At 72.4% G+C, this 22,213-nt stretch carries 19 protein-coding genes; 3 read left to right on the top strand and 16 right to left on the bottom strand.

Going from position 1 to position 22,213, the window contains the following annotated elements:
• The first annotated feature begins 64 nt into the window (after nt 1-64).
• Nucleotides 65-1,846, top strand: a complete 1,782-nt coding sequence (locus tag ACFQE5_RS08095; protein WP_379584209.1) for a SulP family inorganic anion transporter — start codon at nt 65-67, stop codon at nt 1,844-1,846.
• A gap of 42 nt (nt 1,847-1,888) precedes the next feature.
• Here the strand turns inward: ACFQE5_RS08095 and ACFQE5_RS08090 are convergent, their stop codons facing one another.
• From ACFQE5_RS08090 to ACFQE5_RS08015, 16 genes are all read right to left on the bottom strand, one after another.
• Nucleotides 1,889-4,225 carry a RelA/SpoT family protein gene (locus ACFQE5_RS08090; RefSeq protein WP_379584208.1) on the bottom strand — a complete coding sequence of 779 codons (2,337 nt, stop codon included), beginning with the start codon at nt 4,223-4,225 and terminating at the stop codon, nt 1,889-1,891.
• A 49-nt stretch (nt 4,226-4,274) separates the two neighbouring features.
• Entirely contained in the window at nt 4,275-4,814 is a 540-nt protein-coding gene (locus tag ACFQE5_RS08085) for an adenine phosphoribosyltransferase (protein ID WP_379584207.1), read from the bottom strand.
• A complete protein-coding gene (secF, locus tag ACFQE5_RS08080) occupies nt 4,811-6,031 on the bottom strand; it encodes a protein translocase subunit SecF (protein ID WP_379584206.1) in 1,221 nt (406 codons plus the stop codon). The genes ACFQE5_RS08085 and secF overlap by 4 nt, the downstream gene beginning before the upstream one ends.
• A 1-nt stretch (nt 6,032) precedes the next feature.
• A complete protein-coding gene (gene secD, locus ACFQE5_RS08075; RefSeq protein ID WP_379584205.1) occupies nt 6,033-7,745 on the bottom strand; it encodes a protein translocase subunit SecD in 1,713 nt (570 codons plus the stop codon).
• Between the two features lie 22 nt (nt 7,746-7,767).
• Nucleotides 7,768-8,145 carry a preprotein translocase subunit YajC gene (yajC, locus tag ACFQE5_RS08070; RefSeq protein WP_379584204.1) on the bottom strand — a complete coding sequence of 126 codons (378 nt, stop codon included), beginning with the start codon at nt 8,143-8,145 and terminating at the stop codon, nt 7,768-7,770.
• An 85-nt stretch (nt 8,146-8,230) separates the two neighbouring features.
• A complete protein-coding gene (gene ruvB / locus ACFQE5_RS08065) occupies nt 8,231-9,247 on the bottom strand; it encodes a Holliday junction branch migration DNA helicase RuvB (protein ID WP_379584304.1) in 1,017 nt (338 codons plus the stop codon).
• 40 nt (nt 9,248-9,287) lie between these two features.
• Nucleotides 9,288-9,890: a Holliday junction branch migration protein RuvA gene (gene ruvA / locus ACFQE5_RS08060; RefSeq protein WP_379584203.1), complete on the bottom strand. Its 603-nt coding sequence runs from the start codon at nt 9,888-9,890 to the stop codon at nt 9,288-9,290.
• Nucleotides 9,887-10,456 (bottom strand): crossover junction endodeoxyribonuclease RuvC, encoded by a 570-nt coding sequence (ruvC, locus tag ACFQE5_RS08055; RefSeq protein ID WP_379584202.1) that lies wholly within the window; start codon nt 10,454-10,456, stop codon nt 9,887-9,889. The genes ruvA and ruvC overlap by 4 nt, the downstream gene beginning before the upstream one ends.
• Nucleotides 10,457-10,542: 86 nt before the next feature.
• Nucleotides 10,543-10,977, bottom strand: coding sequence for a VOC family protein (locus ACFQE5_RS08050; RefSeq protein ID WP_379584201.1), 435 nt, complete (start codon nt 10,975-10,977; stop codon nt 10,543-10,545).
• Nucleotides 10,974-11,474 (bottom strand): helix-turn-helix transcriptional regulator, encoded by a 501-nt coding sequence (locus ACFQE5_RS08045; RefSeq protein WP_379584200.1) that lies wholly within the window; start codon nt 11,472-11,474, stop codon nt 10,974-10,976. Before ACFQE5_RS08045 ends, ACFQE5_RS08050 begins: the two co-directional genes overlap by 4 nt.
• A gap of 46 nt (nt 11,475-11,520) precedes the next feature.
• Nucleotides 11,521-14,310 (bottom strand): DNA polymerase I, encoded by a 2,790-nt coding sequence (gene polA / locus ACFQE5_RS08040; protein ID WP_379584199.1) that lies wholly within the window; start codon nt 14,308-14,310, stop codon nt 11,521-11,523.
• Between the two features lie 49 nt (nt 14,311-14,359).
• Nucleotides 14,360-14,863 (bottom strand): GNAT family N-acetyltransferase, encoded by a 504-nt coding sequence (locus tag ACFQE5_RS08035; protein WP_379584198.1) that lies wholly within the window; start codon nt 14,861-14,863, stop codon nt 14,360-14,362.
• Nucleotides 14,864-14,871: 8 nt separating this feature from the next.
• Entirely contained in the window at nt 14,872-15,621 is a 750-nt protein-coding gene (locus tag ACFQE5_RS08030; RefSeq protein ID WP_379584197.1) for a YebC/PmpR family DNA-binding transcriptional regulator, read from the bottom strand.
• Between the two features lie 105 nt (nt 15,622-15,726).
• Nucleotides 15,727-16,293 carry a hemerythrin domain-containing protein gene (locus ACFQE5_RS08025; protein WP_379584196.1) on the bottom strand — a complete coding sequence of 189 codons (567 nt, stop codon included), beginning with the start codon at nt 16,291-16,293 and terminating at the stop codon, nt 15,727-15,729.
• Nucleotides 16,294-16,346: 53 nt separating this feature from the next.
• Nucleotides 16,347-16,991 (bottom strand): pyridoxal 5'-phosphate synthase glutaminase subunit PdxT, encoded by a 645-nt coding sequence (pdxT, locus tag ACFQE5_RS08020; protein WP_379584195.1) that lies wholly within the window; start codon nt 16,989-16,991, stop codon nt 16,347-16,349.
• An 89-nt stretch (nt 16,992-17,080) separates the two neighbouring features.
• A complete protein-coding gene (locus tag ACFQE5_RS08015) occupies nt 17,081-18,520 on the bottom strand; it encodes an NAD-dependent malic enzyme (protein WP_379584194.1) in 1,440 nt (479 codons plus the stop codon).
• Between the two features lie 128 nt (nt 18,521-18,648).
• Here ACFQE5_RS08015 and ACFQE5_RS08010 point away from each other — a divergent pair, with 128 nt between their 5' ends.
• Together ACFQE5_RS08010 and ACFQE5_RS08005 are read left to right on the top strand one after the other, a co-directional pair.
• On the top strand, nt 18,649-20,784 hold the full coding sequence (locus ACFQE5_RS08010; RefSeq protein WP_379584193.1) for an elongation factor G-like protein EF-G2: 2,136 nt from the start codon (nt 18,649-18,651) through the stop codon (nt 20,782-20,784).
• Between the two features lie 9 nt (nt 20,785-20,793).
• A complete protein-coding gene (locus tag ACFQE5_RS08005) occupies nt 20,794-22,068 on the top strand; it encodes an MFS transporter (RefSeq protein ID WP_379584192.1) in 1,275 nt (424 codons plus the stop codon).
• The last annotated feature ends 145 nt before the right edge of the window (nt 22,069-22,213 follow it).

Here is a 22,213-nt window from a genome sequence, read left to right as displayed (position 1 = left end):
AACTCTCGTCGAGACCCCCGACCGGACGACACCGCGCCGTTCAATTGTCCGTACTATTGGCCCGGTGAATGTCCCGAGCCCGGCGCCGCAGCTCCTGCCGTTCCTCCGCTGGCTGCGCGGCTACAACCGTTCGCTGCTGGCCGCCGACGCCCGGGCCGGTGCGACCGTCGGCGTGCTGCTCATCCCGCAGTCCATGGCCTATGCCGCGCTCGCCGGGATGCCGCCCATCACCGGGCTCTACGCGGCGCTGGCCTCGCTGGTCGTCTACGCGCTGCTGGGCACGAGCAACTACTCGTCGGTTGCTCCGGTGGCGATCGACTCCCTGCTGGTGGCGGCCGCCGTGGCACCGCTTGCCGGCGGGGACCAGACCCGGTACGTCGCACTCGCCGGCCTGCTCGCGGTGCTCACCGGCGCCTTGCAGCTGGGTGCGGGCGCGCTGCGGCTCGGGGCGCTGGTCAGCTTCATCTCGGTCCCGGTGATCAGCGGCTTCACCACCGCGGCCGCGCTGACCATCGGCGCCAGCCAGCTCAAGGACCTGCTCGGCGTCAGCGGTGGTGGCGGTTCGACCAGCCTGCTGGACACGCTCACCGGCCTGGTTCCCCGGCTCGGCGAGACCCAGCCGCTCACGGTGGTCCTGGGCGTCGGCGCGATCGGCGCGTTGCTGCTGGTGCGACGTGTCCTGCCGAAGGCCCCCGGACCGCTGATCGTGGTGACGGCAACGGCGCTCGTCGCCCTGCTGCCCGGGCTGGCGGGGCACGTGGCGGTTCTCGGCGAGGTGCCCGCCGGCCTGCCGGTGCCCGCGCTGCCGTCCCTGGCGCTCTCGGACGTCCAGGCGCTGCTGCCCTCGGCCGCGGCGCTGGCACTCGTCTCCTATCTGGAGTCGGTCAGCACGGCGACGGCGTTCGCCCGGCGCACGCGCACCCGCGTCAACCCCAACGGGGAGCTGATTGGAGTCGGCGCGGCCAACGTCGCGGCGGGGTTCGTCCGCGGCTTCAGCGTCGCCGCGGGCTTCTCGAGGGGGGCGGTCAACTTCGGGGCCGGGGCGCGTACCCCGATGTCAGGAGTGCTGGCGGCGGCGCTCATCGCGGTGGCCCTGGTGACGCTCACCCCGCTGCTGGCCCTGATGCCGAAGGTCGCGCTCGCGGCGATCATCATCGTGGCGGTCGCGTCCCTCGTCGACCTGCGCACCGCGATCGCGATCGCCAGAGTCCGGCGCAGCGACCTGGTCGCGCTGGCCGCGACGTTCCTGGCCACGCTGCTGCTCGGCGCCGCCCAGGGCCTTGCGGTCGGGGTCGTCGTGAGTCTCGTGGTGTTCCTTCGCCAGTCCGTTCGACCCCACTTCCCGGAGCTCGGGCGAGTTCGGGGAACCGCTCGGTTCCGCAACCTCGACCGCCACGACAACGCGCTGACCGACCCGGCTGTGGCCCTGTTCCGGCTCGACGCGCCGCTGTACTTCGCGAACAGCCGAGCGGTGGCCGACGCCATCACCGAGGCGACCGCGGAGCGGACCGCGCTGCGCGCGGTCGTCCTGGACGCCAGTTCCATGCCCTGGGTCGATTTCACCGGTAGCGAGGCGATCGCGGACCTGGACGAGGAGCTGCGGGAGGCCGGCGTGCGGCTGCATCTGGCCGCGCTCCGCGGGCCGGTGACCGACGTCCTGGCACGCGGGGGGCTGATCGATCGGCTGCGCACGGAGGGCCGGGTGCATGCCGATGTCGCGGATGCGGTGGCCGCGCTGGGCTTGGACCCGGACTCGCCACTGCGGCCGGGCCGCGACCCCTGGGCAGCGAGGCCGGGCCGCGACCCCCGGGCACCGAGCCCGGGCCGCGCGGTCCGGCCGGGGTGAGCGGGCCGGACCGAGTCGGCGCCGCATGCTCGGGCCCGGCGCTCAGCCCGCGCTGGTCACCCGGTACACGTCGTAGACGCCCTCGACGTTGCGCACCGCCCGCAGCAGATGCCCGAGATGTTTCGGATCGCCCATCTCGAAGGTGAACCGCGACACGGCCACCCGGTCGCGCGAGGTCGTCACCGACGCGGACAGGATGTTGACCTTCTCGTCGGCCAGGACCTTCGTCACGTCCGACAGCAGCCGGTGCCGATCCAGCGCCTCGACCTGGATGGCGACCAGGAACACCGATCCGGGCTGGACCGACCAGGCCACCTCGACCAGCCGCTCGGAGCGCGACTGCAGATCGGCCGCGTTCGTGCAGTCGGTGCGGTGCACGCTGATCCCCCCGCCCCGGGTGACGAAGCCGAGGATGTCGTCGCCGGGCACCGGGGTGCAGCAGCGCGCGAGCTTCATGTAGAGATCGCCGAGAGCCCCGTTGGCGTCCCCGTCGCTGCGGACGATCACGCCCACGTCGCCGGCCGCGCGGCGCAGCCGCACGGTGGACGGCGTGGACCGCTCGGCCAGCTCCTCCTCGGCGTCGTCCATGCCGCCGAGCAACGCGACGAGCCGTTGCACGACGTGCCGGGCGCTCGCATGCCCCTCACCGACCGCGGCGTAGAGCCCGGAGAGATCCGGGAAGTGCAGCTCGCGAGCCAGCGCCGCCATCGCGTCGGCGGACACCAGCCGCTGCAGCGGCATCCCGGTCCGCCGCGCCTCGCGGGTGATGGCGTCCTTGCCCGCCTCGATGGCCTCCTCGCGGCGCTCCTTGGCGAACCAGTGCTTGATCTTGGTCTTGGCCCGCGGCGAGGCGACGAACGACAGCCAGTCCCGGCTCGGGCCCGCACCCTCGGCCTTGGACGTGAAGATCTCGACGACGTCGCCGGACTCGAGCTTGCGCTCCAGCGCGACCAGCCGCCCGTTCACCCGCGAGCCGATGCAGCGGTGGCCGACCTCGGTGTGCACCGCGTAGGCGAGGTCGACCGGGGTCGAGCCCAGCGGCAGCGTGATCACGTCGCCCTTGGGGGTGAAGACGAAGATCTCCTTGGCGGCCAGGTCGAAGCGCAGCGACTCCAGGAAGTCACCGGGGTCGGCGGCCTCCCGCTGCCAGTCGAGCAGCTGACGCATCCAGGCCATCTCGTCGACCTCGACCGCCTGGCCGGTGTGCGCCCCGCGGGTCTCCTTGTACCGCCAGTGCGCCGCGATGCCGTACTCGGCGGTGCGGTGCATCTCGTGGGTGCGGATCTGCACCTCCAGCGGCTTGCCGTCGGGTCCGATGACGGTGGTGTGCAGCGACTGGTACACCCCGAACCGGGGCTGGGCGATGTAGTCCTTGAACCGCCCGGGCATCGGCTGCCACAGCGCGTGCACCATGCCCATCGCCGCGTAGCAGTCGCGCACCTCGTCGACGAGCACGCGGACACCGACGAGGTCGTGGATGTCGTCGAAGTCGCGGCCTTTGACGATCATCTTGCGGTAGATCGAGTAGTAGTGCTTGGGCCGTCCCTCGACGGTCGCGGCGATCCGCGCCGAGTCGAGCTGTCCGGTCACCTCGTCGATGACCTGTTTGAGGTAGGTGTCGCGCGAGGGTGCCCGCGTCGCGACCAGCCGCACGATCTCGTCGTACTTCTTCGGGTGCAGGATCGCGAAGGAGAGGTCCTCCAGCTCCCACTTGACCGTGGCCATCCCGAGCCGATGCGCCAGCGGGGCCAGTACCTCGAGTGTCTCGCGGGCCTTCTTGGCCTGCTTCTCCGGCGGCAGGAAGCGCATCGTGCGCATGTTGTGCAGCCGGTCGGACAGCTTGATGACCAGCACCCGGGGATCGCGGGCCATCGCGACCACCATCTTGCGGATGGTCTCGGCCTCGGCGGCCGTACCGAGCTCGACCTTGTCGAGCTTGGTCACCCCGTCGACCAGATGCGCCACCTCATCGCCGAAGTCGGTGCGCAGCCGCTCCAGCGAGTAGTCGGTGTCCTCGACCGTGTCGTGCAGCAGCGCCGCGACCAGCGTCGTGGTGTCCATTCCCAGCTCGGCCAGGATCGTCGCGACGGCCAGCGGATGGGTGATGTACGGGTCACCGGACTTCCGCTTCTGGTGGGCGTGTTTCTCCTCGGCGACGTCGTAGGCGCGCTGCAGCAGCAGCAGGTCGGCCTTCGGGTGCAGGGTGCGATGGACCGCGGCCAGCGGCTCGAGCACCGGCTTGACGACGGCGACGCGCTGCGGAGTCATCCGGCGGGCGATACGCGCCCGCACCCGCCGGGTGGCCGACGGTTTCGAGGTCGTTGCAGCCGGTCCTTCGGGCCCTGGAACCGGCGGCGCGACCGGCCGCAGATCGGTCATTCGCGCTCCACCTCAGGAAGGATAACCCGCACCGCGGCAGCAGAGACCCTCAGTACCTCAGCAGGGAGTGCACCGGGATACCGGCGAGCCGGGCACGGCCGCCGAGGGCGGTCAGCTCGACCAGCGTCCCGAACCCGGTGACCTGCGCGCCGACGTCGGTGAGCAGCGCCACGGCGGCCGCCGCGGTGCCACCGGTGGCCAGCACGTCGTCGACGAGGAAGACGCGGGCACCGGCCTGGACGGTGTCGGCCGGGATCTCCAGCGTGGCGCTGCCGTACTCGAGCTGGTAGGTGCGCGACGCGGCGACCCGCGGCAGCTTGCCCGCTTTGCGCACCGGGACGATCCCGGTGCCCGCGACCAGCGCGACCGCGGCGCCGATGAGGAACCCGCGTGCCTCCACCCCGACCACGACGTCGGCCTCCCCGGCCAGCGCCGCCAGCTCGGTGGACACGGCGGTGAAGGCATCCGCGTCGGCCAGGACCGGGGTGATGTCGCGGAACAGCACGCCCGGTTCCGGATAGTCGGGGACATCGCGGACCAGCCCGGCCAGCCGCTCGAGCGCCGGGTCGACGTCGGGGGCGAGGCTCATCGGTGCCGCTTCCCGGTCGGCCGCGCCGCCTTGCCCCGCGGTCGCGTGGACCGGGATCCCCCGGACCGGGGGGCACCGGCCTTGCCCGGGCGATCCGGGACCCCGGCCGCGGCGGCCAACGCCCGCTCCCGGCGCAGCTCGGCGGCCAGCCCGTCGTCACCGGTGTCCTCGGCGTCGGCGCCGTCGGCGTCCGGGCCGATGCCGGCCTGCGCCGCCGCGGCGCGCTCCCGCCGGAGCCGGACCTTCTCGGCGTGCTCGCGGAACCGCGGGTCGCGCATCTTCAGGTCGACCAGGATGGGGGTCGCCAGCAGCACGGACGACGCGGTGCCGACCAGGATGCCCACCATCTGGACCAGTGCCAGGTCCGCGAGTGTGCCGACCCCGAGCAGCCCGACCCCGACGACCATCAGTCCGGCCACCGGGAGCACCGCGATCAGCGAGGTGTTGATCGAACGCATCAGGGTCTGGTTGATCGCGAGGTTCGCGGCCTCCGGGTAGGTGCGCCGGGTGAGCCCGAGCAGGCTTCGGGTGTTCTCCTTGACCTTGTCGAACACCACGACCGTGTCGTAGAGGGAGAAGCCCAGGATCGTCAGCAGTCCGATCACCGTGGACGGGGTGACCTCGAACCCGACGAGGGAGTAGATGCCCGCGGTGACGACCACGTCGTGCAGCAGCGCGACCAGCGCCGCGATGGCCATCGGGCGTTCGAAGTACACGGCGAGGAAGATCGTGACGAGGACCAGGAACACCGCGAGGGCGATCGCGGCCTGTCGGGTGATCTGCCCGCCCCAGGTGCCGCTGACCGCGGTCACGCTGATCGCGTGCTCCGCGGGTGCGCCGTTCGGGTCGAGCGGATGGAAGGCATCGAACAGCGCCTGCCGCAGCGCGATGGTCTGCGCCTCGTCGAGCGGCTCGGCGCGGATGATGATCGACTCGGCGGCGCCGGTGCCGGCCGCCTGCACGGAGGCCGGGTCCTCGCCGACAACCCGCCGGAAGGTCTCCTCGGCCTGCGTGACGGTGACCGTCCCGGCGCTGCCGGTGGCGGGGAACTGGATCTGGGTCCCGCCGGTGAAGTCGATGCCGAGGTTGAACCCGCGCAGCACGATCGAGAGCACGCACAGCAGCAGCAGGACCGCGAACGAGGCGTACCAGGTCTTGCGTCTCCCGACGATGTCGAAGGCCCCGGTGCCGGTGTAGAGCCGGGTGAACACCCCCATCTCAGGCTCCCTTCGCGGCCGTGGCGGCCCGCCGTCGTTGCGCACCGATCGCGGCGACCGCCCCCAGCCCGGACAGCCGCGGGCTGGAGAAGATCCGCGAATGCGAGGCCATCACGACCAGCGGATGCGTCACCAGGAACACGACGACGAGGTCGAGCACCGTCGACATGCCCAGGGTGAACGCGAATCCCTTCACCTGTCCGACCGCAAGGATGTAGAGCACCGCGGCAGCGAGGAAGCTGACCGCATCCGCGGTGAGGATCGTGCGCCGCGCCCGCACCCACCCGCGGGGCACCGCCGAGCGGAACGTGCGGCCCTCGCGCATCTCGTCCTTGAGGCGCTCGAAGAAGATCACGAACGAGTCGGCCGTGATGCCGATCGCCACGATGAACCCGGCGACGCCCGCGAGGTCGAGGGTGAACCCGATCCACCGTCCGAGCAGCACCAGCACCGCGTAGACGACCAGCCCGGACAGCGCCAGCGACAGGATCGTGAGCAGGCCGAGGACCCGGTAGTAGAACAGGCAGTAGAGGAACACCAGGGCGAGCCCGACCGCGCCGGCGAGCAGGCCGGCCTCGAGCGAGGCGAGGCCGAGGGTGGCCGAGACCGTCTCGGCCTCCGAGGCCTCGAAGGACAGCGGAAGCGAGCCGTAGCGCAGCACCCCGGCGAGGTCCTGAGCCTGCTTCTGGGTGAACTGGCCGGAGATCTCGGTCGGCCCGTAGATCGCGCTGGTGATCGTCGGCGCGGAGACGACCTCGCCGTCGAGCACGAACGCGGCGTTCTTGCCGATGTTCTGGCTGGTGTAGTCGCCCCAGATCCTGGCGCCCTCGCTCTTGAACGTCAGGCTGACGACGTAGCCGGCGCCCTGCGGGTTGGGGCCGGACTGGGCGTTGTCGATCTGGGTGCCCTCCAGGAAGGTCGGGCCGAGGACGTACTTCTCGGTGCCGTCCTGATTGCATGCCACCAGCGGCTTCGCCGGGTTGTCGTAGCCGCGCAGCGGATCCTTCGTCGAGCAGTCCAGCGCGGCGAGCGCCTGCTGCTGAACGGTGGGGTCGGTGCTCTGGCGGGTCTCGCGGGCCGTGGCGATCGCCGCGGCCAGTTCGGGGTCGGCCGGTTCCGGGTTGACGGCGGTGTCCGGCGCCGGCGGGGGCGCGGGCGGCGGCGTGGGCTGCTGGAGCGGTACCGAATGCGCCACCGGGGCGATGGCGCCGACGCCGTTCCCGGAGCCCTGCGGCTGCGGGGCGGGCGGCGCGGGCGCGGGACCCGGGTTCTCCCCGGGAGCGCCCTGCTCGGCGCCGGGTGCGGCGGTTCCCGGCTGCTGTGGCGGGGTGGCCGGGATCGGCCCGCCGATGACCTCCCGGAACCGCAGCTGGGCGGTCTGGCCCAACGAGCGGGCCTCGTCACCCTGGGCGCCGGGCACGGTGATCGTCAGGTTGTTCCCGTCGAGCACGACCTCGGCGCCGCTGACCCCGAGGCCGTTGACGCGCTGCTCGATGATCTGCTGGGCCTGCAGCAGCTGGTCGCGCGGTGGAATGCCGCCGGACTCGGTGCGCGCGCTCAGGGTGACCCGGGTACCGCCTTCCAGGTCGATGCCGAGCTTCGGGGCGGGTTTGCCGTCGCCGGTGAAGAACACCAGCGCATACAGCACGACGACGATGCCGACGAACGTCGCCAGGTACCGCCAAGGGCGGATCTGCCCCGGGGTGGATGCCACTGCTTGCCTCTCTTGCGGTGGGTCAGCTGCGCGAACCCGGCGCGCCGTTCGTGCGGGAGTCGTCGTCGCCGAGCGCCGTCGTCGACGCGGTGGAGGTCTCCTCGACGGTGGAGCCGGCCGGGTCGATGGTCTCCTCCGGCGCCGGGTTCACCTTCTCCCGGACCGCGGCCCGCACCCAGGTGGTGACGATGCCGTCGGCGATCTCCAGATCGACGGTCTCCTCGTAGGAGGCGTCGACCACGGTGGCGCGCAGGCCCGAGGTCGTCATGACGACGTCACCGGGTTCGAGAGCCGCCTGCAGCCGCTGCATCTCCTGCATCTGACGCCGTTGCTTGCGCCCGGACAGGAAGATCGGGATGAACAGCAGCAGGATGAGCAGGGGGAACAGCAGAGTTTCCATGATCTCCGTATCTCCGCACGTCGAAGGGCCCCGAGTGTGCCAGCACCGACGTCGCGCCGGTGCCCCGCCCCTCGACCACGCCGCGTCAGAACAACGCCTGCGGAGCCGTTCCGGTGACGTCCGGTGGCGGAGTCTCACCGAGATGGCCCCACGCGGCCGCTGTCGCCACCCGGCCTCGGGGTGTTCGGGCCAGCATGCCCGCGCGCACCAGGTAGGGCTCGCAGACCTCCTCGACGGTACCTGGTTCCTCGCCAACCGCGACGGCCAGCGTCGACACCCCCACCGGCCCCCCGCCGAACGAACGGACCAGTGCCGCCAGCACGGCACGGTCCAGCCGGTCGAGGCCGAGCTCGTCCACGTCGTAGACGGCGAGCGCGGCGCGGGCGACCTCACGGGTGACGACGCCGTCGGCCCGGACCTCGGCGAAGTCGCGAACCCGGCGCAGCAGCCGGTTGGCGATGCGGGGCGTCCCACGGGACCGGCCCGCGATCTCGGAGCCGCCGTCGGCGCGCAGGTCGACGTCGAGGATCGTCGCGGCCCGGCGCAGCACGAGCTCCAGCTCGGCGGGCGAGTAGAACTCCATGTGCGCGGTGAACCCGAACCGGTCGCGCAGCGGCCCGGTCAGCGCCCCGGCTCGTGTCGTGGCCCCGACCAGGGTGAACGGCGCGATGTCCAGCGGGATCGAGGTGGCGCCCGGTCCCTTGCCGACGACGACGTCGACCCGGAAGTCCTCCATCGCCAGGTAGAGCATCTCCTCGGCGGGCCGGGCGATGCGGTGGATCTCGTCGATGAACAGCACGTCGCCGGGCATCAGGTTGGACAGCATGGCCGCGAGGTCGCCGGCCCGTTCCAGCGCCGGTCCCGAGGTCAGCCGAATCGCCGCGCCCAGCTCGGCGGCGATGATCATCGCCAGCGTCGTCTTGCCCAGCCCCGGCGGCCCGGACAGCAGGATGTGGTCGGGTGGGGTCCCGCGGCGGCGGGCTCCTTCGAGCACGAGCTGGAGCTGCTCGCGTACCCGTGGCTGCCCGATGAACTCCGCCAGGCGCCGCGGCCGCAGCGAGGCCTCGACGTCGAGGTCGTCGTCGATCGGCTCGGCGTCGATGTTCCGGACGTCCCGGTGTTCCTCGCTCACGGCGCGCCCGTCATCGTCGGCCCAGCTGGGACAGCGCGGCGCGGAGCAACGCCGACGGATCGGCGTCCGGGCTCAGCGCGAGGGCGCCCTCGACGGCCTGCTCGGCCGGCCGGGCGCTGAACCCGAGCCCGAGCAGCGCCTCGACCACCTGGTCGCGCCGCGCGTCACCGGCCGCCGCGGCCCCGGCCACCGCGGCGACCGCGGCCGGGGCGGCGACCGCGACCTTGTCGCGCAGCTCCACGACCAGGCGCTCCGCACTCTTGCGCCCGACCCCGGGGATCCGGGTGAGGGTGGCCAGATCGCCTTCGGCGAGGGCGCGGCGCAGCGTGTCCGGGTCGAGCACGGCCAGCGTCGCCATGGCCAGCCGCGGCCCGACCCCGCTGACGGTCTGCAGCAGCTCGAACAGTTCCCGCTCCGCGGCGGCGGCGAACCCGAACAGCGTCAGTGAGTCCTCCCGGACCAGCAGGGTCGTCGCCAGCCGCGCCTGCTCACCCCGCCGCAGCCCGGCGAGCGTGGCGGGCGTCGCGTGCACGGCCAGCCCGACCCCGCCGACCTCGACGACGGCATGGTCGAGACAGATGTCGAGGACCTCACCCCGGACGCTGGAGATCATCGGCCCGGCCCCTTCGCCGCGGCCGCCAGCCGCGCCCGGTGCCGCCTGGCCAACTCGGCCGACCGGGCCTGGGCCGCCGCCATCCGCTCGTGCATCGGCCCGCGCCAGCAGTGGCAGACCGCGAGCGCGAGCGCGTCGGCGGCGTCGGCCGGCCGCGGCGGCTCGGTCAGCCCGAGCAGCCGGGTGACCATGGTCGTGACCTGGCGCTTGTCGGCCCGGCCCGCCCCGGTGACGGCGGCCTTCACCTCGCTCGGGGTGTGGAACGCGACCGGCAGCCCGGCCCGCGCGGCGGTCAGCGCCACCACCCCGCTGGCCTGCGCCGTACCCATCACCGTGCGGACGTTCTGCTGGCTGAACACCCGCTCCACGGCGACGACGTCGGGCCGGTGCTGCGCGATCCAGCGCTCGACGGCGTCGCCGATGGCCAGCAGCCGGTCGGTCAGCACCTGTTCGGAGGGCGTCCGGACGACGTCCACCGCCACGAAGCGGACTCCCCGGCCGCCGGTGCCATCGACGACCCCAAGACCACATCGGGTCAACCCCGGGTCGACGCCGAGCACCCGCACCTGCACTCCTCGAACTCGCGAACAGCCGTTCGAGACAGCAGGCTACCGGCCGCGGCCGTGGCGGGCGCGGGGGGCGCGCCGAGCGGCTATCCGGCGGCGCTGCGCTGGGTGAGGCTGAACCAGTTGCCGGAGTCGTCGCGGAACACGGCCTCGATGCCGTAGGGACGCTGGGCCGGTTCCTGGGTGAACACCACGCCGCGGGCGGACAGCTCCTCGTAGGTCTTCTGGCAGTCGTCGGTGGCCATCACGCCGGTGCCCATCGCGCCCTTGGCGACCAGGGCGCGGATCTGCTCGGCCGTCTCCGGGTCGTGGCCCATGCGGCAGTCGGCGAGGATGATCTCGACGTCCGGCTGGTCGGGCGGGCCGACGGTGAGCCAGCGGAAGCCCTGGCCGCCGCCCTCGGACTCCCCGCCCAAGGCCACGTCGGCGCGTACCTCGAAGCCCAGCTTCTCGGTGTAGAACCGTTTGGCCCGCTCCTGGTCGAGCACGTAGCAGCAGGCGTGCGACATCCTCTTGATCATCTTGTCCTCCCCGTCGGATGATCGATGCCGCCCAGGCTAGGACCGTCCGCCGCGCCCGGCTTCTCCCCGATTGCGCTCCCCGCCGGGACACCGCCGACGCCCGGACGGCTCCACGCCATGAGGAAGCAGCCCGGGATGGGCGGCGGCCCGCCGCGCGCGAGGGTCCGGCGCCGATACTCCGTCGGCGCGCAGCCGACCAGGTCGGAGAACGTCGAGCTGAACGACCCGAGGCTGGCGAAGCCGACGAGGTGGCAGATCTCGGTGACGGTCAGGTTGGCCGCGCGCAGCAGGTCCTTGGCCCGCTCGATGCGCCGCCGGGTGAGATAGGTCCCCGGCGTCTCCCCGTAGGCGGCGCGGAACGCGCGCGCGAAGTGGCAGCGGGAGAACCCGGCCGCGGCCGCCATCGCGTCCAGGTCCAGCGGCTCGGCGAAGCGCCGGTCGATGAGATCCCGCGCGCGGCGCAGGTGGAACACGTTCGGGACGGCGGGGGCGGTCACGGGGCCCATCCTCGCCCAGCCCCCCGACGATTCGTGTCCCCCCGGCTCAGTGCGCCGCGTCGTCCCAGCTGCGTCCGTAACCCACCGAGACCTCCAGCGGCACCGACAGCGGGTGCGCGGCACCCATCTCGCGGCGGACCAGGGCATCGACGGTGTCCCGCTCCGTCTCGGCGACCTCGAGGACGAGCTCGTCGTGCACCTGCAGCAGCATGCGGCTGCGCAGCCCCTCCGCCGCGAGCGCCTCGTGCACCCGCAGCATCGCCACCTTGATGATGTCGGCCGCGCTGCCCTGGATCGGGGCGTTGAGCGCCATCCGTTCGGCCATCTCGCGGCGCTGCCGGTTGTCGCTGTTCAGATCGGGCAGGTAGCGGCGACGCCCGAGCATCGTCTCGGTGTAGCCGTCCTTGCGGGCTCGTTCGACGACGCTGCGCAGGTAGTCGCGGACCCCGCCGAACGTCGTGAAGTACTCGTCCATCAGGCCACGGGCCTCCTCGGTGGAGATCCGCAGCTGCGCCGCGAGCCCGAACGCCGACAGCCCGTAGGCCAGGCCGTAGTTCATCGCCTTGATCTTGGCGCGGCGCTCGGGGCCGACCTCGGCGGCCGGGACGCCGAACACCCGGGCGGCGGTCTCGGCGTGGAAGTCGTGCTGCGAGCGGAACGCCTCGATCAGCGCCGCGTCCTCCGAGAGATGGGCCATGATCCGCATCTCGATCTGGCTGTAGTCGGCGGTCATCAACTGCGCGTAGCCCGCGCCGACGACGAAGGTCCGGCGGATCCGCCGGCCCGCGGCGGTACGGATCGGCACGTTCTGCAGGTTCGGCTCGGTGGAGCTGAGCCGCCCGGTGGCCGCGATCGTCTGGCTGTAGGTCGTGTGGATACGCCCGTCCTCGGCGATCGACTTCAACAGGCCGTCGACGGTGACCTTCAGCCGCGTCGCGTCGCGATGCTGCAGCAGATGCGACAGGAACGGGTGCTCGGTCTGCTCGAACAGGCTCGCCAGCGCGTCGGCGTCGGTGGTGTAGCCGGTCTTGGTGCGCTTGGTCTTGGGCATGCCCAGCTCGTCGAACAGCACGACCTGCAGCTGCTTCGGGGAGCCGAGATTGATCTCCTTGCCGATCACCCGGTAGCAGTCCTGGGCGGCCTGCCTGACCTGCGCGGCGAAGTCGGCCTCCAGCGCGGCCAGCGCGTCCTGGTCGACGGCGATGCCGGCGGCCTCCAGCGCAGCCAGCACGTACGCCAGTGGTAGCTCGAGATCGGTGAGCAGCTCCGTGCCGCCGAGGCCGGCCAGCTCGGTGTCCAGCGCGTCGGCCAGCTCGGCCACCGCGGAGGCCGCGACCATCCGCTCGTGGGCTCGCCGCCGATCGGCCTCCTGCTCCCCCTCGAGCAGGGAGAGCTGGCCGTCGTCGGCCTCGCCCTCCGCGCGCAGCTCCCGCCGCAGGTAGCGCAGCGCCAGGTCGGCGAGGTCGAAGCTGCGCTGCCCGGGCCGGGCCAGGTAGGCGGCGAGCGCCGTGTCGCTGGTCAGCCCGCCCAGCGTCCAGCCACGCCCGCGCAGGGCGTGCAGCGCCGCCTTCACATCGTGCGCGGCCTTGGGGACCGACGCATCGGCGAGCCACTCGCCGAGGGCCGCCTCGTCGTCGGGGGTCAGCGTCTGCACGTCGAGGTAGCCGGTCTGCGACACGCCCGCGGCGGCACCGGCGGCCCGCGCCTCGACCGTCGGTTCGCCCGCCGCCAGGGCGATCCCGGCGAGGTCGCCCGCCGTCGCCCCGCCGACGATCCCGTGAAACGCCAGCCCGATCCGGCGCCCGTCGCGGCAGTGCGCGGCGAGCCACGCCCGGACGGTCCCGGCCGGGATCACCCCGCCCTGCACGTCGAAGCCCTCGTCCGCCTCCGGCTCGGCGCTGCTCAGCGTGGCGAACAGCCGATCGCGCAGCACCCGGAACTCCAGCTCGTCGAACAGCCGGTGCACCGCGTCCCGGTCCCAGGCCCGGACCTCCAGCTCGGCGGGGACGGCGTCGAGACCGACCTCGCGGACCAGCTCGGTGAGCTGCCGGTTGAGCAGGACGTGGGCGAGGTTGGCCCGCAGCGCATCGCCCGCCTTGCCCTTGACCTCGTCGACCCGGTCGGTCAGCGCGCCCAGCGATCCGAACTCACGCACCCATTTGGCCGCGGTCTTCTCCCCGACGCCGGGAATGCTCGGCAGGTTGTCGCTGGGATCGCCGCGCAGCGCCGCGAAGTCGGGGTACTGGGTCGGGGTGAGCCCGTAGCGCTGCATCACCTCGGCCGGGTCGATCCGGCCGAGATCGGACACGCCGCGGCGCGGGTAGAGCACGGTGATGTTGTCGGTGACGAGCTGGAACGCGTCGCGATCGCCGGTGGTGATGAGCACCTGGAAACCGTCGGCCTCGGCCTGGGTGGCCAGCGTGGCGATCACGTCGTCGGCCTCATAGCCCTCGACGGCGAACACCGGGATGTTCAGCGCACCGAGCACCTCCTTGATCAGGTCGACCTGGCCCCGGAAGTCGTCCGGGGTGCTCGTGCGGTTCGCCTTGTAGTCGGCGAACCGCTGCGCGCGGAACGTCTTGCGGGAGACGTCGAACGCCACGGCGAGATGCGTCGGCTGCTCGTCCCGCAGCAGGTTGATCAACATCGAGGTGAAGCCGTAGACCGCGTTCGTGGTCTGCCCCGTTCGGGTGCGGAAGTTCTCCGCGGGCAGCGCGAAGTACGCGCGGTAGGCGAGCGAATGCCCGTCGAGCAACAACAACCGCTTGCCTCCCGGAGCGGGTGGGGCGGCGTCGGGAGCGGCGTTCTTCGCTGGGGCAGGGGTTGCGGGGCTCATCAGGAGCCGAGTCTAGGACCGGGCCCCGACGATCCGGCCGGTGAGGCGATCAGCGCGCCGGGCGTTCCATCCGCGCGAGCGTGACGCCGAGGTGGTCGACGAGCTGATCGACGACCCGGTATCCGGCCGCGGCATAGAACCGCAGGTTGTCCTCGCTGCCTGCGGCCGCGACGAGCCAGAAGGTCCGCACCGGGGGCGGGGCGGCCGCGTGCACCGCGCTCAGCAGGGCGCGGCCGATGCCGCGATGCTGCACATCGGGTGCGACGGCGAACCGGGCGACCTCCATCCGGTCACCGTCGATCCGGCCGCGGACCGACCCCACCAGGCGCGAGCCGAGCCACGCACCGCGGGCGACCAGGTCCGGCCCGTCGGCGCGGGCCAGCTCGGCCCGCACCGTGGCGAGCGTTTCGACCAGCGGCGGGATGTGCGCGCAGTAGCGCTGCGCCTCCGTGACGTAGGCGGCCCGCTGCACCGTCCAGAGCTCGCCGGCATGGTCCGGATGCAACGGCCCGATGCGCGCCTCCGACGGCCCCGAGACCACCATCGAGCCCATGACCGGGCTCAGCCGACCTGAGCCATGACCTCATCGGACACGTCGAAGTTCGAGTACACGTTCTGCACGTCGTCGCTGTCCTCGAGGGCCTCGATCAGCCGGAAGACCTTCTTGGCCCCCTCCACGTCGAGCGGGACCTGCATCGACGGCACGAACGTCGGATCGGCCGAGTCGTAGTCGATCCCCGCCTCCTGCAGCGCGGTGCGCACCGGAACCAGGTCGCCGGGCTCGGAGATGATCTCGAAGCTCTCGCCGAGGTCGTTGACCTCCTCGGCACCCGCATCCAGCACGGCGAGCAACAGATCGTCCTCGCTGAGATCACCCTTGGGCACGATCACCACACCCTTGCGGGTGAACAGGTAGGACACCGAGCCGGGGTCCGCCATCTGGCCGCCGTTGCGGTTCATCGCGGTCCGGACCTCGGTGGCGGCGCGGTTGCGGTTGTCGGTGAGGCACTCGATGAGCAGCGCGACGCCATTCGGGGCGTACCCCTCGTAGGTGATCGTCTGGTAATCGGCCCCGCCGGCGTCGGCCCCCGACCCGCGCTTGACCGCACGGTCGATGTTGTCGTTGGGCACCGAGCTCTTCTTGGCCTTCTGAATGGCGTCGTAGAGCGTCGGGTTGCCGTCCGGGTCACCGCCACCGGTGCGCGCGGCGACCTCGATGTTCTTGATCAGCTTGGCGAACATCTTGCCCCGCCGGGCGTCGATGACAGCCTTCTTGTGCTTGGTCGTCGCCCACTTGGAGTGGCCGCTCATCGACGTACTCCCCTTCCGCTGTGCGCCTACGCCACCGACGCCGTCGGCAGCGGCCGATTCTACCGAGGCCACCGACGCCGCCCCGCGGGGCCGACCCGCACCCGGTCAGCCCCTGGACCGGTCCCTGAGTGTGTCGCGCAGCCGGTCGACGAGCCCGACACCGGGACCGACGAGCTTGTGGAACATCTCAGCGTTCGGCGCGGACGGATGCGGGCGGGTGGGTGCCATCTTCTTCGCGGTCGCCACCTTCTCCCGCAGCTCGACGAGCTCCTCGCGAGGCAACCGCTGGCGCAGCATGGGGAACTGGTCGTGCTCCTCGTCGGCCGCGTGATGGCGCAGCTTCGCGGTGAACTCGCGCACGAGGGCGTCGAACCGGGGGTCGGCCGCATCCACGTCCTCGAACTGCTTCATGACCTGCTCGAGCTCCTTGTGCTCACGGGTGTCCGACTCGACGGTCTGGTCGCCCGCAGGCACGTGTGCGCGCATCGCCGGGTAGACGTACATCTCCTCGGCCACCGCATGCCGGACGACCTCGGCGATCACGGTGTCGGCGAGGTCGCGGCGTTCGGCGGGATCGGCACTGCCCCCGATCCGGTCGAGCAGCTCGAGCGCCTCCCGGTGGTCGGTGGCCAGTTCGTCGACGACGTCGAGCTGGGCGTGCTGGTCGGTCATGGGTGCCTCCTGGGGTGGGTTCGCCTCCTCCCGACTACCCACCGACGCCCCGCTCAACCCCGATCGCCGGCCGCCTCGCGCACCATGTCGCAGAACACGGCGTGCACCCGGCGGTCGCCGGTCAGCTCCGGGTGGAACGCGGTCGCCAGGACGCGACCGTGGCGCACCGCGACCACACGGCCCGCCGCGGCGCCCGCGCCGGCCACCGCGGGAACGGTCGCGAGGATCTCGACGTCGGAGCCGGTCTTCTCCACCCACGGTGCGCGGATGAACACCGCGCGGACCGGGTCGCCCGCGATGCCCTCGACGACGAGGTCGGTCTCGAACGAGTCGACCTGCCGCCCGAAGGCGTTGCGCCGCACGACGATGTCGAGGCCGCCGAGCTGCTGTTGGTCGGGGCGTCCGTCGAGGACCTCGGCGGCGAGCAGGATCATCCCGGCGCACGAACCGTAGGCGGGCATCCCGGCCGCGATCCGGGCACGCAGCGGTTCGAGCAGCTCGAACGTCTCCAGCAACCGGCTCATCGTGGTCGACTCCCCCCCGGGGAGCACGATCGCGTCGACGGCCTCGAGCTCGGCGGGGCGGCGCACCGGCGCGGCCCGCAGGCCGCACGCGGTCAGCGCGGCCAGGTGCTCGCGGACGTCACCCTGCAGGGCGAGGACACCGACGGCAAGGTCGGAACCGGTCTCGGAAACCACGAACGACCAGCGTAGTCACCGCTGCGCCACGACCGGCGGGGAGGTGGCCGAAGGCGCCCCGGGGCCGATGGTGACGCTCACCACCGGAGTCACGTCCGTGGTGCACCGCCCATCGCGACGCCTCCCTCGGGACGATCACCCGCCGCCGCGGGGTCGCCGGTGGCCGCGGCGCGCACCGCCGCGGCGACGGCCGGGGCCACCGCGGGATCGAAGACGCTGGGCACGATGAACGAAGGGTTCGGCTCGGTGACCACCTCGGCGATGGCGGTGGCGGCGGCGCGCAACATCGCGTCGGTGATCTCGCACGCCTGGGCGTCGAGCAGACCGCGGAACACCCCGGGGAACGCGAGCACGTTGTTGATCTGGTTCGGGTAGTCCGAACGGCCGGTGGCCACCACGGTGGCGTGCTGGTGCGCGACCACCGGGTCGATCTCCGGCTCCGGGTTGGCCAGGGCGAAGATGATCGCGTTCTCCGCCATCGTGGCCGCCTCACCGGCGCCGAACACGTTGGGCGCAGACACCCCGATGAACACATCGGCGCCCACCAGGGCGTCGGCGAGCACGCCCCGGAGGTTGCGCGTGTTGGTCCGGGTGGCGATCGAGCGCAGGTTCTCGTCCAGCCCCGGCCGGTCACGGTGCACGATCCCGTCGATGTCGACGGCGATCAGGTCGGCGACGGGCTCCGCCGCCAGCAACCGGATGATCGCCGACCCCGCCGCACCGGTGCCGCAGACCACGATCCGGCAGTCGGCGATCTTCTTGCGCACCACCCGCAGCGCGTTGCGCAGCGCGCCGAGCACCACGACCGCGGTGCCGTGCTGGTCGTCGTGGAAGACCGGGATGTCGAGCAGGTCGCGCAGTCGCCGTTCGATCTCGAAGCACCGCGGCGCCGCGATGTCCTCCAGGTTGATCCCACCGTAGGCCGGCGCGATCAGCTGCACCGTGCGGATGATCTCCTCGGTGTCCTGGGTGTCCAGGCAGACCGGCCAGGCGTCGACCCCGGCGAACCGCTTGAACAGCGCCGCCTTGCCCTCCATCACCGGCAGCGCCGCCGCGGCACCGAGGTTGCCCAACCCCAGCACCGCCGACCCGTCGGTGACGACGGCGACCGTGTTGCGCTTGATCGTCAGTCGCCGGGCGTCGGCCGGGTTGGCCGCGATGGCCCGGCAGACCCGGGCGACCCCCGGGGTGTAGGCGCGGGACAGGTCGTCGCGGTTGCGCAGGCTGACCTTGGACTGCACCTCCAGCTTGCCGCCGAGGTGCATCAGGAACGTGCGGTCGGAGACCTTTCGCACGTGGACGCCGTCGAGGTCCTCGAGAGCGGCGGTGATCACGTTGACGTGGGTCTCGTTGACCGCGTTGCAACTGATGTCGACGACGACGTGCGCGGCCGCCGCCTCGACCACGTCGAAGGCCGTGACGACGCCGCCGACCCGCCCGACCGCCATCGCGAGGTCACCTGCGGCGCTGGCGGAGGCGGGCGCCTCGACCCGCGCGGTGATGGCATATCCGGGTCCTGGGATCGGCACATCCGCAACGTACTCGGCGGGGCTTGCCGCGGCACCCGGTCGGCCGGGGGGTTGAGATGCACCGCGGAGTGGAGTGAAATCGGACACACCAGCGCAGAGGTGCGACTCCGGTTCCGGGGGTGGTCGGCATGGCCGTCAGAGCAGACAGCGGGCAGCGCACGGGAGCCGGGTCGTCCCGGGCACCGGCGGTCGCCGATCCCGCTCGGGTGCGCAACGTGGTCCTGGTCGGGCCCAGCGGATCGGGGAAGACGACGCTGGTCGAGGCGCTGCTCGCGCACACCGGTGCGATACCCAGGCAGGGCACCGTCCTCGACGGCACCACCGTGTGCGACCACGATCCCGCCGCGGTCCGCCAGCAGCGGTCGGTCGCGTTGTCGGTGGCACCGATGCGACGCGAGGACACCAAGATCAACTTGATCGACACCCCCGGCTACGGGGACTTCGTCGGAGAGCTGCGGGCGGGGCTGCGCGCCGCCGACGCGGCCCTGTTCGTGATCGCCGCCGCGGAGGGGCACGAGGGCACGATCGACCCCGCCACCGTCGAGCAGTGGGAGGAGTGCGCCGCGGTCGGGATGCCGCGCGCCGTGGTGATCGCCCGTTGCGACCACGCGCGTGCCGACCTGGAGGCCACCACGGCCGCCTGTCAGGACGCGTTCGGCGCCGGTGTCGTTCCGCTCTACCTCCCGGTTCGCGCCGATGACGGCGCGCTCGGCGGTCTGTACGGGCTGCTGTCGCAGACTCCGGCGGGCGCCGCGCCCGAGGGGGCGAACGACGCCCGCGCCACGCTCATCGAGGGGATCATCGAGCAGTCCGAAGACGAGACGCTCATGGACCGCTACCTCGACGGCGAGGAGATCGACGTCGCCACGCTCGTCACCGACCTGGAGAAGGCCGTGGCGCGCGGCTCGTTCCATCCGGTCATTCCCGTGTGCGCGCAGACCGGGGTCGGCCTCGATGCGCTGCTCGAACTGGTCGTCGGCGGCTTCCCGTCGCCGCTGGAGCATCCGCTGCCACCCGTGATGGGCGTCGACGGTGCCGACCATCCGGTCCTCACCGCCGACCCCTCCGGTCCGCTGGTCGCCGAGGTCGTCCGGACCTCCGCCGACGCCTATGTCGGCCGGGTCTCGCTGGTGCGGGTGTTCTCCGGCACGCTGCGCCCGGAGAGCACGGTGCACGTGAGCGGTCACCTTCCCGCGCAGCGCGTCGCGAACGGCACGGCCGGCGCGGACGGCCACGACGCCGACGAGCGGCTCGCCCGCGTCTACTCCCCGCTCGGGGCCACCCTGCGGGAGGTCGACGGCTGCATCGCGGGTGACATCTGCGCGCTCACCAAGCTCGGGACGGCCGAGACCGGTGACACCGTCTCCGGCACCGACCACCCGCTGTTGCTCGAGCCCTGGGACCTGCCCGACCCGCTGCTTCCCGTCGCGGTCGTGGCTCACTCCCGTGGCGATGAGGACGCGCTGGTCAAGACGCTGTCGCGGCTGGTGGCCGCCGATCCGACGCTGCGCCTGGAACGCAACTCCGAGACCCACCAGACCGTGTTGTGGTGCATGGGCGAGGCCCATGCCGACGTCGTGCTGTCGCGGCTGCGGGCCGGTGGCGCCGAGGTCGACACCGAGCCGGTCCGGGTCCCGATGCGGGTCACCCTGGCCCGTTCCGGGCGGGCGACCGGACGCCACGTCAAACAGTCCGGTGGACACGGCCAGTACGCGGTGTGCCACATCGAGTTCGAACCCCTGCCCCGGGGCGCCGGGTTCGAGTTCGAGTCCAAGGTGGTCGGCGGCGCGGTTCCCACACAGTTCATCCCGAGCGTCGAGAAGGGCATCCGCGCCCAGCTCGAACGCGGCCTGACCGCGGGCGGGGAGGCCGCCCACCCGGTCGTCGACGTGCGCGCGACGCTGGTGGACGGCAAGGCGCACAGCGTCGACTCCTCCGACGCGGCCTTCCAGACCGCGGGCGCGCTGGCGCTGCGGGAGGCCGCCGAGTCGTTCGGTACCGTGCTGCTGGAACCCCTCGACGAGGTCACCGTCCGCATCCCCGACGAGCATCTCGGCGCCGTCCTGGGCGACCTGTCGTCGCGGCGCGGCCGGGTGCTGGGCACGGACGTCGCGGGCCCGGGACGCACGCTGGTGCGCGCCGAGGTCCCGGCCACCGAACTGATCCGCTATGCGGTGGACCTGCGGGCGATGACGTCGGGCACCGCATCGTTCAGCCGCAGCTTTGTGCGGTACGAGGCGGCTCCGACGACATACGGCTCGTAGCCTGGTCGGGTGCGACGACGCTGGCCCACCCCTCTCGCGCTGTGGACGGTCATCTTCGTCGTCGCGTACGGCACCAACGTTCCGACCCCGCTCCTGCTGATCTACCGGCAGCTCCTCGGGCTCTCCCCCACCGAGCTGACCAGCGCATTCGCGGTGTACGCGGCCGGACTGGTGCCGGCGTTGCTGCTGGCCGGACCGGCCTCGGACCGGTTCGGCCGCAAGCCGGTCGTCGTGCCGTTCGTGGTGCTGTCGGCGGTGACCTCGCTGCTGTTCCTGGGCGCGGCACACTCGACGTTCGTGCTGTTCGCAGGCCGGTTCCTGCAGGGCGCGGTGTCCGGCGTCGTGTTCAGCATCGGTACGGCCTGGCTCGGCGAGCTGGTCGGTGCCGGTCCCGCGGCGGCGGCCCGTTCGGCCCGGCTGACCACCGCAGCGCTCGGCGGCGGCTGGGCCCTCGGTCCGCTCGTGACCGGGCTGCTCGCCCAGTGGGCGCCGTGGCCGACCGTGCTGCCGTTCGCGGTACACATCGCGCTGATGCTCCTCGGGATCGTGCTGCTCGCGGGCATCCCGGAAACCCTGTCGCCCAACCGCCGACGGATCGGCGGACCGCTGCTCCACTTCGGCGTACCCGCGTCGGCGCGATGGCCGTTCGCCCTGGTGGTGCTGCCGATCGCGGTCGCGGTGTTCACGTTCCCCTCGACGGCGGTGACCGTGTTGCCCCTGCAGCTCATTCCCGCGATGCCGGACATCGCCGTGGCGGTCACCGGAATCGTGTCGGGGATCACGCTGGGCACCGGAGTGATCGCGCAACCGCTCGTGCGGATGCTCGGGGTGACGATGGCAGGCCCGGTGGGTGTCGCGATCGGCGCGGGCGGGCTCGGGTTGAGTCTGCTCGCCGACGCGCTCGGCAGCTGGCCGTTGCTCCTTCCGGTCTCGGTCCTGCTCGGCGTCGCCTACGGGCTGTGTCTGGCGGCCGGGCTCACGCTGACCGCGCAGATCGCCTCGCCGACCGCGCGGGGCGCCCTCACCGGCACCTTCTATGCATGCGCCTACCTCGGCTTCGGCGCCCCGGTGCTGCTGTCGCTGGGCCGGGGCACGAACGGGTTCGCCGGCGCGCTGGCCGGGCTCGCCGTGATCGCCGCGGTGGTGGCGGCGCTGCTGCTCACCCCGGCCGCGCGCCGGCTGGTCCCGCCGGGTCCGGCGCCAACCGGGCCGCAGGGCCGCCCGCGCCGAGGGCGTGCCCCCGAACGGCGCGAGCGTCATGCCGCACGCTCGCGCCGCTGGTGAGCCGGTCAGCGTCCCGGACGATGGCTACCGGCCGCCTCCGCCGAGGATGCGCAACCGGATCTGGGACGACATCCACCGCAGCTGCGCCTGGACCCAGGTGACCACGGCCTCGACCGTCACGGGCTGCGGCGTGGCGCTGTCGGGC

Origin of the sequence: Pseudonocardia hispaniensis, from assembly GCF_042658695.1 — a bacterium.
Lineage (GTDB): Bacteria > Actinomycetota > Actinomycetes > Mycobacteriales > Pseudonocardiaceae > Pseudonocardia > Pseudonocardia hispaniensis.
This window is presented reverse-complemented; position numbering and strand designations above follow the sequence as displayed.